The organism is Verrucomicrobiota bacterium, from assembly GCA_016871535.1.
Taxonomy (GTDB): Bacteria; Verrucomicrobiota; Verrucomicrobiia; order Limisphaerales; family SIBE01; genus VHCZ01.
In genome coordinates, this window is record VHCZ01000164.1 from 1 (window position 1) to 14,088 (window position 14,088).

At 60.8% G+C, this 14,088-nt stretch carries 12 protein-coding genes; 8 read left to right on the plus strand and 4 right to left on the minus strand.

What is annotated here, in order from left to right:
* Window positions 1-423: 423 nt before the first annotated feature.
* Entirely contained in the window at window positions 424-1,572 is a 1,149-nt protein-coding gene (locus FJ398_18700; protein MBM3839956.1) for a response regulator, read from the plus strand.
* A 243-nt stretch (window positions 1,573-1,815) separates the two neighbouring features.
* A complete protein-coding gene (locus FJ398_18705; protein ID MBM3839957.1) occupies window positions 1,816-2,217 on the plus strand; it encodes a GNAT family N-acetyltransferase in 402 nt (133 codons plus the stop codon).
* Here the strand turns inward: FJ398_18705 and FJ398_18710 are convergent.
* The 3 genes from FJ398_18710 to FJ398_18720 form a co-directional block, all read right to left on the minus strand.
* Complete coding sequence (locus tag FJ398_18710) at window positions 2,156-3,001, minus strand: class I SAM-dependent methyltransferase (protein ID MBM3839958.1); 846 nt, start codon at window positions 2,999-3,001, stop codon at window positions 2,156-2,158. The two genes, FJ398_18705 and FJ398_18710, sit on opposite strands and share 62 nt — an antisense overlap.
* 44 nt (window positions 3,002-3,045) lie before the next feature.
* Window positions 3,046-4,041, minus strand: a complete 996-nt coding sequence (locus FJ398_18715) for an FAD:protein FMN transferase (GenBank protein MBM3839959.1) — start codon at window positions 4,039-4,041, stop codon at window positions 3,046-3,048.
* 132 nt (window positions 4,042-4,173) lie between these two features.
* Window positions 4,174-5,586, minus strand: a complete 1,413-nt coding sequence (locus FJ398_18720; protein MBM3839960.1) for a Gfo/Idh/MocA family oxidoreductase — start codon at window positions 5,584-5,586, stop codon at window positions 4,174-4,176.
* A 342-nt stretch (window positions 5,587-5,928) separates the two neighbouring features.
* On the opposite strand from FJ398_18720, the gene FJ398_18725 reads away from it, so the two are divergent.
* The 4 genes from FJ398_18725 (at window position 5,929) to FJ398_18740 (ending at window position 11,161) form a co-directional block, all read left to right on the plus strand.
* Window positions 5,929-6,819, plus strand: a complete 891-nt coding sequence (locus FJ398_18725) for a phosphoenolpyruvate hydrolase family protein (protein ID MBM3839961.1) — start codon at window positions 5,929-5,931, stop codon at window positions 6,817-6,819.
* Between the two features lie 51 nt (window positions 6,820-6,870).
* A complete protein-coding gene (locus FJ398_18730) occupies window positions 6,871-7,983 on the plus strand; it encodes a hypothetical protein (GenBank protein ID MBM3839962.1) in 1,113 nt (370 codons plus the stop codon).
* Between the two features lie 164 nt (window positions 7,984-8,147).
* Entirely contained in the window at window positions 8,148-9,746 is a 1,599-nt protein-coding gene (locus tag FJ398_18735; GenBank protein MBM3839963.1) for a hypothetical protein, read from the plus strand.
* Window positions 9,747-9,847: 101 nt separating this feature from the next.
* Complete coding sequence (locus tag FJ398_18740) at window positions 9,848-11,161, plus strand: beta-lactamase family protein (protein MBM3839964.1); 1,314 nt, start codon at window positions 9,848-9,850, stop codon at window positions 11,159-11,161.
* Here the strand turns inward: FJ398_18740 and FJ398_18745 are convergent.
* On the minus strand, window positions 11,031-13,037 hold the full coding sequence (locus FJ398_18745) for a hypothetical protein (GenBank protein ID MBM3839965.1): 2,007 nt from the start codon (window positions 13,035-13,037) through the stop codon (window positions 11,031-11,033). The genes FJ398_18740 and FJ398_18745 overlap by 131 nt on opposite strands.
* 476 nt (window positions 13,038-13,513) lie before the next feature.
* Here FJ398_18745 and FJ398_18750 point away from each other — a divergent pair, with 476 nt between their 5' ends.
* Together FJ398_18750 and FJ398_18755 are read left to right on the plus strand one after the other, a co-directional pair.
* Window positions 13,514-13,807, plus strand: a complete 294-nt coding sequence (locus FJ398_18750; protein ID MBM3839966.1) for an AbrB/MazE/SpoVT family DNA-binding domain-containing protein — start codon at window positions 13,514-13,516, stop codon at window positions 13,805-13,807.
* Window positions 13,782-14,088: type II toxin-antitoxin system VapC family toxin (locus FJ398_18755; GenBank protein ID MBM3839967.1), on the plus strand; the 307-nt coding region annotated here is incomplete at its 3' end. The genes FJ398_18750 and FJ398_18755, both read left to right, overlap by 26 nt.

The window sequence follows — 14,088 nt, forward strand, 5'->3', positions numbered from 1 at the left end:
GGCGCAACCCGAAGGGCGGCAGTTCTTTTTCGCCAGACTTCGTTGCTTGCTCCTTACAGATCCACTTCGGGATATGCTCGTCGCTCGCGCCTCGTCTGGCCGAAAAATCCCTTGCCGCGAACGTGAGCGTATTTATGAAATGGACCCCTTAGTCTTAGTGGGTTTACAGATCGCGGCGATCTGTTAAGCTCCCACACAACCTGACCCATGCACTCGAAGACCCAGGCCCCGCGCCCGTTCATTCCAAGCCATCAGGTCGTCGTCCTCATCTTTCCCCCTCACCGCGAACCCACCCCTTCACCCTCCCAGGAGGGGAACATGGGATCGGTGCGACAATGGTGGCTCCCCTCCTGGGAGGGGTAGGGGGTGGGTTCAGCGGGGCAATGTGCGAGCTTCGAACCGAGAATTCTCTCCCCGACCCTCATGCGCAAAATCCTCATCATTGAAGACGACCCGGAGGTGCGCAAAATGCTCGTGTCCTCCTTGCAGTCGCGCGGCTTCGAAATCATCGAAGCCGCGAATGGCCGCGCCGGGGTCCAGTTGGCGCAGGTGTACATGCCCGACTTGATTCTCAGCGACATCAAGATGGAGGGTTTCGACGGGTACGCCGCGCTCGCCGCCGTCCGGTATCAGCCGCTCACTTCGGCGATTCCGGTCGTGCTCATGACAGGGCATCCGGACGAACAAGGGAGGCGCTTTGCCATGGAGCTGGGCGCGGACGATTACCTGGCCAAGCCGTTTACGATTTCTGCTTTGCTCGCCACGATTCAAATCCAATTGAAGAAACAGGAGGCGATCAAGGACCGCGCGCTGAAGCTCGCGGTCACGCGGCACGAATCGATCGACGAAGCGCCGTCGGCTCAGACCAGGACTCCCGAACCACCCTCCGCGTCGCTGGTGCAGGACGCGCGTTCGAGCTCGGAGGTTGCGACGCCGCGAGACGCAGCCCGCGTGGTGGCGGATGCGATTCCCGTTCCGACCTTCTCGCGGACGGCGGTCCCGGTTTCGATGCCGGTCGATAACGTGGAGACGCTGGTCGAGACGTATCTTCGCATGCTCAACCGGTTTCATCCCAACCTGGGCAATACCGCGATGCGCGCCGTCGCCCTGTGCCGAACGATGGGCGAGACGCTGAAGCTTTCTGCGGCCGATTCGCAGAACCTGTGTTGGGCTGCGGCTCTGCATGATATTTCGCTGGTGGGCATTGACCGGGAGGCCGTGGGCCGTTGGCTGAGGGATCCGCGGAAGGTGACCGAAGAAGAGGACGCGTTCATCAAACGGCATCCGATCGAATCGCAAGAGATGCTTTCTGACGTGACAATCTTCCAAACCGCCGGCGGCATCATCCGCGCGCACCATGAAAATTGGGATGGCACAGGCTACCCGGATGGCCTGAAGGCGGATGCCATACCCTGGCTGGCGCGGCTGCTTTCAGCCGCCATCTCGTATTGTGGCCAGCACACGTTGGGCATCCCCGCCGTCAAACAGCTCAAGACGCATTCCGGAACGGTGTTCGACCCGGCCGCGGTCCAGGCCGTGGCCGAGGCGGCGGCGATCGCGAAATTCTCCTGAACGAGATAAAGCCTGGCCAGATCGTCGCCAAGGAGATTTACAACTCCACCGGGATGGTGCTGATTCGAAGGGGACGCGAGCTGACCGATACGCTCGTCAACAAGGTCATGGCCATCAATCGCGTCACCCCTCTCGATCAAAACGTTCTGGTGTGCTGTTGACGTGATCGATCTGGCCTTGATCGCTTTGCGCCCCGCGACGCGCCTGGACCTGGACTTTCTGGACCCGCTTTACACCGCCGCGATGCAGCCGTACTTCGAGAGAACCGGCCAATGGAATCCGCTGCTGTTCCGCATCACGTTCGATGAAGGGATTTCCCGGGTGATCCAGTACGACGGCCAGGACATTGGCTTTCTGAAAGTCCGAAGAGACCCTCAGGAAATCTTCCTCGGAGACATTGTATTGCTCCCGGAGTTCAGGAATCAGGGCATAGGCACCCATTTGATTCGCGCATTGCTGAAGGAAGCGGCGGCTTCGGAGGCGATGGTTTGGCTCAAAGTGTTGAAAGGAAACCCCGCGCGCCGCCTTTACGAGCGGCTCGGATTCACCGTGGCCGAGGAAGCTGAAGGCCACTGCCGAATGGTCATTCCGTCGGCGATCCCTTCTTCCGAAAAACAATCACGTGCTGACGGGGCAGCGTCTTGATCGTCTCGATCCACTGCAACGGATGCAATTCAGCCTCCTTGCGCACCTGCGCTTCGGACATGCGGTGCAAGCGCTTGATTGGAACGGCGGGGTCTTCCAGGCGGTACTCCACGAAGACGACGCGCCCGCCCGGTTTGAGCGACCGGCAGATCGACTGCATCATTTCGTAGGGATGCGAGAACTCGTGATACACATCAACCATCAGCACCAGATCGACGGAGTTCGTGGGAAGCCGAACGTCCGTGATCGAGCCGAGGACGGCTTTGACGTTGGTGATTTTGCGCTCGGCCATCTTCTTGGTGAACAGATCGATCATTTCCTGCTGAATATCCACACCGTACACGAGACCCGATCCGTCCACAGCCTGGGCCATGCGCCAACTGAAATACCCGGTGCCGGCGCCAATGTCCGCGACCACGTCGCCCGGTTTGAGCTTCAATGACTGCACCAGCAAATCCGGTTTTTCTTCCTCCCCGCGTTCCGGCCTTTCGAGCCAACCGGCGCCCTGGCGCCCCATGACATGGGCGATTTCACGGCCCAGGAAAAACTTTCCGATCCCGTCAGGATCGTGATCACTCCGGAACTCATAACGTGCTGACGCGGCCGGCGTGTCACTAGCCCCCAGACCCTTTTCGTCGGCGCAGGGGCGAAGTGGACCAGCGGCCAGCGCCAGGATGAGCCAGTTCCTTGCTCCGCGTCCGCAGAACAATTGCGCGAGCGTCCTGGAAAACACCCGAGCCGACCCGAGCCGACGCTGGACAACTTTCTGTCGCGGCTGCGACATGAAATGGTCCAACGCCAGTTCTCGACAGGTGATGACCTCGGGGATCATTTCGCTTTAAGGTTCAGTCCGCGGCTTTCTACGCGGAGTTCATTCGTGCCGTCTGTTCGGTAAGCCAATAACGTGCGCATCCCGTCACGCAAGCCGGAAACCCTGTCATGCCCGACGGCGCCCAGCGTCAATAACGCCGTCGAAAGAGCGTCTGTTTCAGTCGCAGACGGGAGCACGACCGCCGCCAACAGAGCGTTTTGCGCCGGATAACCGGTTCTCGGATCAATCACGTGGCCGAAGGTTCTTCCCTCCACCACGAAGGATCGGCCATGCACGGCCGAAACCGACATCGCCTCATCCTTCAACGGCACCACGGCCAGCACGGACTCGCTCAGCGATTCCTGCGTGGCGTCTGCTTGCGACAATTCGGAGGCGGACACGGCTTCGGCTTCGGGCGATTGCACAGCGACCTTCCAGGCTTCGGCGTCGGGGGGCGAGCCTAAGGCGTGCACGGTGCTCGTGCCGCCATGGATCAACGCGCACGCAGCGCCGGCTTCGACGAGGATTTCCGCGGCGCATTCGACGGCGTAGCCTTTGCCGATGGCACCCAGGTCAAGCATCATTCCTTCGCGGAGAAAGCGGACGGTGAAATCCTCTTCGCAAAGCGCGATGTGATCCATCCCGACTCGCGCGCAAGCTTCCTTGATTTCCTCCTCCTCCGGCATTTGACCGGTCCCGCCCATGAATCCCCAGCACCGCACAAGCGGCGCAATGGTGCTGTCAAACGCTCCGCCGCTTTCGCGAGACAGCTTTTGCGCGTGCTGCAGGAGCCGGAACAGACTTGGCTCAATGCGGACCGGCTCGAAACTCGCGCGGGCGTTCACGCGGCTGATGTCGCTGGCCGGGCGGTACAAACTGAGATGGGCTTCGAGCCGTTCGACTTCATTCAAGGCTTCCTCGCCCGCCGCGCGCAACCGGACCATGTCGTCGCCATGAAGGAGAATCTCGAATCGCGTTGCCATGGCCCGGCGAGCGACGGCGACGGTTTTCATCTTTGGAGAGGCCGTGGGAGTTAGCCATCAAAGGGGCAGGCTGGAAGCCTGCCCTACTTTGCGCCGAAAACAGGACGGGGTTCCGCGGAAGCCACGGAACCCCGTGATATCAAAACCCATTCGTTCGGCGCGCTAAGACAGCGGCACCATCCCATAAGTCAGCGCTTCCACCGGCTTTCCGTCGCCCGTGGTCAGTTTGCGCGTCTTCTCGTCGAAGAGGCACGCGATCTTCATGCGCTCGGACATTTCGGCGAGGGAGATCACAGTTTGGACGCGAATGGCGAGGTCGATCCCGGCGTTGGGCTCTTTGCTCGTGCGAATGCAGTCGAACCAGTTCTTCTCGTGCACCCGGAGATCCTCGTGCTGCAAACCCCGGATCGGATCGAGCGCGAATTCTTTGCGTTCGGTTTCGCTTAGGCCCTCGAATTCCTCCGCGAAGGACCGCTGCGGAGTCATTTTCACCTCGTTGCCCTGGTCGGCGATCTCGAAAGTGCCTTTATGGCCGTAAATGGCAAAACCGGGGCTCTTGTCGTTGACCGTGCTGCACGTGACCGTCACCATGTAGCCGCTTGGGAATTCGGCAATCAACTGGACGTGCTCCGGCACATCGCGCTCCGGCGTGCCGGGAGTATGGCGGTCTGTGTGAACGTGTTTTGTGCCGATGCTGATGACGCGCGAAGGGAATTCCGGGTTCCCGCTCGCCAGCATGAGCGGATGGAGCCGGTGAGGAACCAGGTCGCCCAGCAATCCCGAACAATACGGATAGTATTTGCGCCAGCGATGGAAGGCATCGGCGCTGAACGGCCGCTTGGAAACAGGCCCCAGCCAACGATCCCAATCGATGTTTTCCGGGGTCGATTCCTTCTCGATGGCGTAATTCCATTCGCCCTTGGGATTATTGCGGCAATAGTAGCCTTGCCCCCAGACCAAGGCCCCGATGTTCCCCTTCTTGATCATTTCCGCGGCTTTGTGCCATCCCTGAGCTGAACAACCTTGCGAACCGACGGTGAAAATCTTCCGGGTGCGTTTCACCGTGTCGTACACGCGGAAGGCCTCGCCCAGATAGCGCGTCATCGGCTTCTCGCAATAGACATGTTTGCCCGCTTCCATGGCATCGATGGAAATCTGGGCGTGCCATGGGTCGTGGGTCGCGACCACCACGGCATCGATATCGTTTCTCTCCAGCAATTTCCGGTGGTCGATGTAAAGGTCCGAGTCTTTCAATCCGGCTGTTTGTTTGGCCCAGTCACGGCGCTTATTGAACACGTCGCACGCGGCAGCCACGACGACATTGTTGGCGCGGGCGTTGTCGTAAATTCCCTGAAGATGGTTCTTGCCAATGCCAGATCCGACGCCGACGACGGCTACAGCAATCCGGTCGTTGGCCCCGATGACTCGCCCGGCGGCGGGCGCTTGTCCCTGTCCATAGACCGGCGTTTTCAACACGCCAGTCGCGGCTACGGCCGCGGCCGCGGCGGCGGTTTTCTTGATGAACTCCCGGCGCGTGTCACTGCCGGCCGTTGGTTGATTGCTTTTTTGTTCCATAAAACGATTTGGACAATTTAAGGTTTGCTCACTCGTTGCCTGGTGATGAAAGCCAGCTTACTCTCGTCAGACCCAGGGTCAATCCTGAACAATTGGACCACTGGCGCATTGATTTTCTTCATCAGAAAGGCCAGCGTCTGCACTCGGAAATGACGAATGACCAATTCCCAATGACTAAAGAAATCCGAATTCCCAATGACGAATGGGGCCTGATCAAGTGGGTGGCGTTCTGTCGTTCCTTAGGACTTCGACATTCTTTAATCATTCGTCCATTCGTCATTCGACATTCGAACCTGGCCGGATCGCTTTGACGCTGAACGCTGCAACGCCGTAACGAAAACTATGCCCAACCCCTGGACCGGAAAAGGAAATCCTTACACTCGCAAAGAAGTCATCGAACGCCTCCGCGCCACGCTCAGGAAGGGCCGACCGATCATCGCGGCGGGCGCCGGCACCGGCATCTCGGCGAAATTCATCGAGCGCGGCGGCGGCGACTTGATCATCATCTACAACTCCGGGCGCTTTCGCATGGCGGGCCACGGCTCGACTTGCGGGTTGATGGCGTACGGCGACGCCAATGCCATCGCCATGGAAATCGGCGAGCACGAAGTGTTGCCCATTGTCGAGGAAGTGCCGGTCATTTGCGGCGTGCACGCCACCGATCCGCGCCGGCGCATGTGGCACTGGCTGCTGCAAGTCAAGGACATGGGCTTCAGCGGCGTGAACAACTTCCCGACCCATTGCATTGTCGATGGCATGTTCCGCCAGATTCTCGAGGAGACCGGCATGAGCGTGAAGAAGGAGTTTGAGATGGTCGCGCTCGCTCGGAAAATGGATTTGTTCACGGTTGTTTATGTCTCGACGCCGGAGGAATCCAAAGCGATGGCGGAAGCGGGCGCCGATGCGATCATTGCCCACGTCGGCACAACCATCGGCGGGTCCATCGGCGTGAAAGGCGCGGCCGTCACCATGAAAGATTCCGTAAAACGCGTGCAAGCCGTGATCGACGCCGGCCAGCGCGTGCGCAAGGACATTTTCTTTCTGTCGCACGGCGGCCCGATCGCCCGGCCCGAAGACGCGGCTTACATCAACCAACACACCGACGCCGTCGGCTTCGTTGGTGCTTCGAGTCTGGAGCGCCTGGCTGTGGAAGACTCGCTCACGCAACTGACGCAGCGCTTCAAGAAGATTCCCGTGCGCAAAGAAGCGATCCGGGGAATACGGTGGCGTTAACGCACTTTCGAGTCGTCGCATTCGCCTTCACGAGAATAGGAAAAGAGTTGCATGGAAACCACACCGTTTACGAAGTGCTCAGCCTTGAAGCCGATCCTCGCCGCCGTTTTCCTCATTTCGCCATTCGCCGCTCGCGCCGGGGAAAGCGCAACCCGCGTCCGCGCGCTTCGTGTTCCGGGCGTCTCGAAGATCGTCAAGGCTCAATCCGGGACGGACGGCGTAATTCATCTTCTTTTCGCCGAGGTTGACGGCCCCCATTACGCAAACTCGCGCGATGGCGGCGCTACTTTCAGCCCGCCGATTCCAGTCCTGGATGCGGCCGCGCGGAAACCCGGCTTGGAGTTTCATGCCGAAGATCTCGCCGTGGGCAAGGATGGCCGTGTCCACGTCGCGATGTCGTGCAATGCCTGGAAGCTGAAATTGCCTCAAGAAGAATGGAGCCTGCATTACGCCACACTCGCTCCGGACGCCAAAACCTTCTCTCCCGTGCGCAATCTCAATCGGAAACCGAGCGAAGGATTCTGTCTGGCGGCCGATGAACGCGGCCGCGTGACGGCCGCCTTCCTGTCGAGCAAGCTTTTCGCCATGACGTCGAACGACAGCGGCGTCACCTTCGGTCCGTGGGCGGAACTCAATCCCGCTTGGAACCCTTGCGACTGCTGTACGACCAGCGCCACGTATGGTCCGGATGGCAAATTGGCTTTGATTTATCGCGAGGAAACCAATCACGAGCGCGACGTGTACGTCGTCCTGTGGGACCAGCGCAGCGAAAGCAAGCCGGCCCGAACCCGGCTCAGCGGCGTGAGTTGGAACGTCAACGCGTGCCCCATGACCTATTACTCGATCAACCGTACCGACACGGGGTATGTGGCCGCGTGGCCGACGAAGGGTCAGGTGTATTTCGCAAAGCTGGACCAGGAGGGCAAGGTCTTGCCTCCCGGAGAAATCAAAACCCCTGGAACAAACGGAATGCGCACGGGCATTTTAGCGTTGAGTGCCGCCGACGGCACGACGCTCGTAGCCTGGAAGAACAAGGACGTGTTGGGCTGGCAACTCTACGACGCCAAAGGGCGGCCCGAAGGAAAGCCAGGTTCGGAAACCAGCCCCGGCAATGGAGCCGCAGGCGTTGTTCTGCGCGACGGTCGCTTTCTGCTATTTCCCTGAGTGAACCCCTCAGTTGGTTGACGACGGTGGAGCGAGGCTCCCGCCGAGCTTTTGTTCGATGGCATTGGCTCGGCAGGAGTCTCGCCCCACCTCAACAGAGGGGATCCCGTCCCCCCATCCCCAAATCCCTTGACGATGCTTCGGGTCGGCGTATGAGTTGGAACATGGCTCAACAACTCATCCGAAAGGAGACTGCTTCCAAGAATACACCAAGCACACGCCGGGGGTTTTTGGCTGATGTCGGCCGAGGCATGTTGGTCGCGACGGTCGGGGCCGAAGTCGCACGCGAACTCGGATTGGCGTCCGTCGTCGCCGAGGAAATCGCCGACACACTTTCGTTCGGTTCCCTGGAACCACTGGTTTGCTTGATGCAGGAAACGCCGGTCAGCCGCTTGCTGCCCGCTTTGACCGAGCAATTGCGCTCCGGCGTGGATTTGCGGCGATTGACCGCCGCCGCGGCGCTGGCCAACGCGCGCACTTTCGGGGGCGAGGATTACGTCGGGTTCCACACCATGATGGCTTTGGCCCCGGCGCTCCACATGGCGCAGGAGCTGCCGACCGAGTTGCAGCCGCTCCCTGTCTTCAAAGTATTTTACCGAAATACCAACCGGATTCAGGAGCGCGGCGGGCGGCAAGAAGAAATCCTCCACGCGGTAAAACTGGGAAGGATGTCTGAGAATTGTCCGGACGGCGCGGTTCTGCGGAGCGTGGTGCGGAGCAAAGACGTGGACGCCGCCGAGCAAACCTTCGCTGCCATTGCCGAAAAGGACGCGAACGAAGCTTTCAACGCGCTGTTGTTTGCGGTGCAGGACAACACCGAAGTCCATCGCGTCGTGCTGCCGTATCGAGCGTGGGATTTGCTGGGGTTGATCGGCAAGGAACAGGCGCACACACTCCTCCGCCAGTCCGTCCGTTACTGTGTCAAAGCCGAATCCTGGCCGCGCACCTCAGCGTGGGACCAACCGCGCAGCCTGCTGCCGAAGCTGATCGAAGAACACAAGCTCCTGGGCCGCTCCCCGGGAGATCGGAAAGCCGACGATGGCTGGGTCGAGCAGATGAGCCAGACGATTTTCAAATCCACGCCGGAACAAGCCGCTGCCGCTGCTGCTGCCGCGCTCGCCGAAGGCATGTCCGCCGCGGACTTGGGTGAAGCCGTCACGCTGGCGGCGAATCAGCTTGTTTTGCGCGACCAGGGCCGCACGCCACGCGAAGAAGTGGCCGGCAAACCACCGGGCAGCGTTCACGGCGATTCCATCGGCGTCCATGCCTGCGACTCGGCCAACGCCTGGCGCAACATGGCGCGAGTCAGCAATGCCCGGAATTGTTTCGCGAGCCTTATTCTGGGCGCGTATCAAGTCGCTTTGGATCGCACGGCGCGCGGCGGTGATTTTCTGAACTGGCAACCGCTGCCGATTCCCCGGCATCTGAATGAGGTCAAATCGACCGATCCCGACACGCTCCTGCGCGAGGCAGACGAAGCTATTCGCGGCAATCTCCAGGGCAAAGCCAGCGCCATCATTCATCGTTACGGCGAGCTGGGCCATGCGCCGAGGCCGGTGTTCGATCTGATGCTGCGATACGCGATTAGCGAGGATGGGGCGCTGCACGCCGAAAAATTCTATCGCACGGTCTCGGAGGAATTCGCCTCCACGCGGGCGGCGTACCGGTGGCGGCATCTCGTCGCGTTGGCGCGAGTCACCGCCAGCGAATTTGGCCGCTCGGCCCCCGGCGTGGCGGAGGCGCGGGCTTTATTGAAGGTGTGAAGCCTGACAAGACACGTTCCGTGCGGAGCACCGGTCTCCGACCTGGCGTGATTCGGAGTTCGACGCTCGGCTTTATAGAGAGGAGCCTTGGTTGCAGAGCCATGCGCATTTTCCATGAACTCGGTCGTAGAGCAGGCTTTCCAGCCTGCTGGTTTGGGCGACTTTCCAGTCGCCCGCTGGACGGGACTGGAAAGTCCCGCCGACCCGCAGACAGGAATGTCTGCGCCACAGTTCATGGTCCCAATGCGCGCCCATCGGGTTTGGCGGCTATCCATGAAACGGAGCGCCGGCCTCCGGCCCGATCTAACGATCAGTTCATCGGATGGACGCGGATTGGATATCCGCTCTGCCTGCACAAGCTCGCCATCCTGGCTTGCCTCGTCGTCGCTGGTGTCGGGCAAGAGCACGGCCGGGAAAAACTCGATGGTGCGTTCCAGATCCTGAGCGACGCGGTCGATCAGGGCGAAGTGCCCGGTTACATCGCGCTGGTCGCTCGCCACGGACAAGTGATCCGGCACGAAGCTCGCGGATTGAGCGACCTCGAGAACCACATTCCGTTTGCGACCAACACGCTGTGCTGGATCGCGTCGATCACGAAACCCGTCACGGTCGCAGCGGCGATGACGCTCGTGGACGCCGGGAAAATCGCGCTCGATGATCCCGTCGAGAAATACTTGCCGGAATTCCGCGCCCAGACCGACACGAATGGCGTTCACCACGCTTTCACGATCCGCCAGATCATGTCTCACACGTCCGGTCTCGTGCCGAATCCACCGACGCGCCGTTCCGCCTGGCCGATCGGCGGGCCGTTGGACGACTTCTGGCTGGAGCAAGAGCTGCCGGAGATCGTGCAAACCATTGCGCGGAGCCAATTGCGGTTCAAGTCGGGGAGCAAACTTGAATATTCCAACTCCGCCCTGTTTGCGCTGGGCCGCGTGATCGAAGCCGTCTCCGGCCAGCCGTACGACGTTTTCGTGAAGCGAAGAATTCTCGATCCCCTGAGAATGAGCGACACCACTTACGCGCCGTCACCCGCGGAGGCGAAACGCGTCGCGGTGATCTACGGGCGGCGACAGGGCCAGCGCGAAACGGTCTTCCGATTCAACCCGGCGGTGAAAATCACGAATTCAGCGCCTGATGGCGGATTGTTTTCGTATCCCTCCCAACTCGTGCCGTTTTTCCAGATGTTCCTGGAAAACGATGAGCGCGTGCTTTCGCGCGCGGCCATGGCTGTCCGCGCTCCGTTTGATTGCAGCTTCGCCTGGTTCCGCCGCACGCTGCGTGTCACCGAGTTTGCCCGGCTGAGGCGCCCATCACCGGCAGCCACGACCGATAGCGCGTTCCTGCCGCGCCTGCGCTGGCGAAATCGCACAACCGGATCACCTGGCCGCCCTGCGCGGGCGCTTCCAGAATGATCCAGGGCAACAGCAGGTCCTTCTCCTCCTTCTTGCGGAGGGACACTTCTCTGGCCTCGGCGAGTTTCGGCAAATCCAGGGCCGGGATCGCGTCGTCGTCGAAGTCGTTCCACTTTTGATCGTAAGCAAGCAGCAGGGGGCCGCGATAAAGCGAGACCTTTCCGGCTGCCTCACGTTCGCCGGGCAGCGCGCGCAGTTGCAGGTCGAAATCCAGCGTGACGCGATCTCCCGCCTTCCACCGCCGATTCAACTCCAGGTAGCGGCCTGCCACGGCGTTGGTCGAGGCGGAGCGGTTGAGGCGCACAGTCGTGGTTTTCGACCACGCGGGGATGCGGAGGCGCAGGGTGAATTCGCGCGAGGCCAGCGGTTCGACGCGGAGTTCGACCCGCTTTGACAGCGGATAATCCGTTTCGATTTGCAGCGCGATGGGCGTGTGGTCCCGCAGTTTGCCTTGAAAGGACATCGGCCCAAAGTAATTCACCGCCAGCCCGTCCGGCGCGCGCATGACGGCCCATTCGGAAACGGAACCCAGCCCGCGAGGCCCGTTGACGGAACAGCAGTTCAACTCCGGCGTCCCGGCGCGCGCCTGAAACACGATCGTGTGCGCCGACGCTTCGCGCACGCCGTCCATCGGGGTGTTGTAAGTCCACCAGCGGCCGGTCGGATGCTGCGCTCCCAACGCGCCATTGAACAGCGACAGTTCCAGTTCATCGGCGGCGACCGGATCGCCCGTGAGTTGCAGCATGTCGATGCTCAGCGCCATCCAGGCGATGGTGCAGCAAGTTTCGATGGCGGTGGGCGCATACGGATTGCCCGTCGCCTGTTCGCCCGAAGAAAATCCGCCTGTGTTGCGCCGGTCCCAGCGCCGGATGCTCCACCAGTGATTCGTGAACGCCGTCCGATAACGGGCATCCCCCGTAATGCGGTAAAGTTCGATCAATCCCTGCAAGCCGTGGAGGCTTTCCCAGCGCGGCTTCGGCGTCTTGAAGAATTCGACGCCCGCGAGGCCGGTTCGGAGATAATCCCCAGCGGATTCCCAATCCTTCTCGATCTCTTGCATCATGCGGAAATAGCGCGGCAGGCGCGTGAGCCGGTAAAGCCGGCCGAGCGCATGGATGATGGTCATGTTCATCTCCGGCGACCCGGCGTCGCGCACGCGGAGATTTGAATCCAGGAATGTGGCGCACACGAGATCGGCGGCGCGCTGGCAGGATTTCAACGCGTTCGTGTCGCCGGTCGCTTCGTGCCACATCAACAGCCCTTGCATGCAATGGTAATGGCCCCACAAATCCCAGTTGCCTTTCAGGCGCGTCTCCTTGGGGAACGGGCCGAGATAGCCGTCTTCGGCCTGGAGCGCGATGAGGTCGTTGACGAACTGGCCGGCGAGCTTCTTGAGTTCTGCATCGCTGGTCAGGCGCAAAGCCTGGACGGCGGAGATGAGATATTTTCCCGCAAATTCCCCGGCCCAGGGAACGAGCTTGGGAACGGGCTTGCGGTCGCGCAGGCGGAACATTTCCAGCATTCCCGGATTGGCGATGGGCGCGGACAGGAGCCAGTTGGCGGTGTTCGCGGCCACGCGCTTTCCCGCCATCCCTTCGAGGCGAAACTGCGCCTGCGGCAGCGCGTCAAACACCAATTCTCCGGCGTCCTGGCCGTGGATTGAAGGGAGGAAGGCGGCGGCGCCCAGAGCGAGAAGCCTCCGAGATGTCTTGCCGAAAACGTTCATTCTCAGAAGTGCAGTGGAAACCACGCAACACACGAGCGGCACGAAAGGGGAAGCGGTTCGTGAAACAACACGTCCACGCGGTGCGTGGGCGGCTTCCGGCTCAGATTTCATACCGTTCGTGTCTTTCGTGGTTTGAAGAGCTTGGTCCATTACGGCTTCGCAACCACGCCGAAAATACGGCCGCGCGCCGGAAATTGGTATTCCTTTTCGACGGGCTCCGTCTTCGCCGGTGCATCCACAAGTTGTCGCCCATTAGGGCGCGCGGTCAGTGCCCCGGAGCGCAGATTTCCAATCTGCTGTCTCGCAGGATTGCATCCTGCGGGGCGCCGGCTGGCTGGGGTGCGCTGAGGGTTGCCGACGCGCTGCCGATTGCAAATCGGCGATACCGCAGAGTGCAACTCTGCGCTACGAGGACAGAATCACTGATAAACTTGTGGATGTCTTCGCGAGTGTGCAGCCGCAGCCAACTGGCGAAGACGGAGTCTCGCGCTGCCCGAAGCCAATCCTTCAGGTCCGCAAAGTTGACCCACAGAAGTCAGCCTCACAGCCTTATTGTAGGATTATGGACTCAATATCCTACAAATACATTATTGACGGACTTCTAAAGCTATGTCAGCTTTTCAGCCATGACTCCAGCGATTCGAACCGACGCCGTCTGGTTCACCACCAAGGGCCAGGTTGTCATCCCCGCCTGGCTGCGAAAGCAATTTCACATCGAGGACGGCACCAAAGCGGTTGTGCGGGCCACGCCCGATGGGATTCTTCTGAAGCCGGTGACTTCAGTGACCATCCGCCGGCTCAAGGGAATTTTGAAGCGCAAGCCCGGGGACAAGCCGCTGGCTGAGGAATGGGCGGCGCACAAGCGACAGGAGCACGAACTGGAGGAGGCCAAGGATGCCCGCAGCACAGGTTCTCGATAGCTACGCGTTGCTCGCGCTGTTGCGGGATGAACCGGGTGGAGAGGGCGTGGCACAAATTCTTGAGCGCGCGGGGCAGCGCGACCAACCGGTTCACATGACCGAGGTCAACTACGCTGAAGTGCAATACATCGTGCGGCGCAAAGATGGGGACCAAGCCTGGGCGACGATTGCCTCCGAGTTGCAGGCGGCGCCCATCGATTTTCATTCGGCCGACCGCGCGCTGGCCGACACCGCCGCCGATTTCAAAGCCCGCTTCAAATTGAGCCTCGCCGACGCCTTCG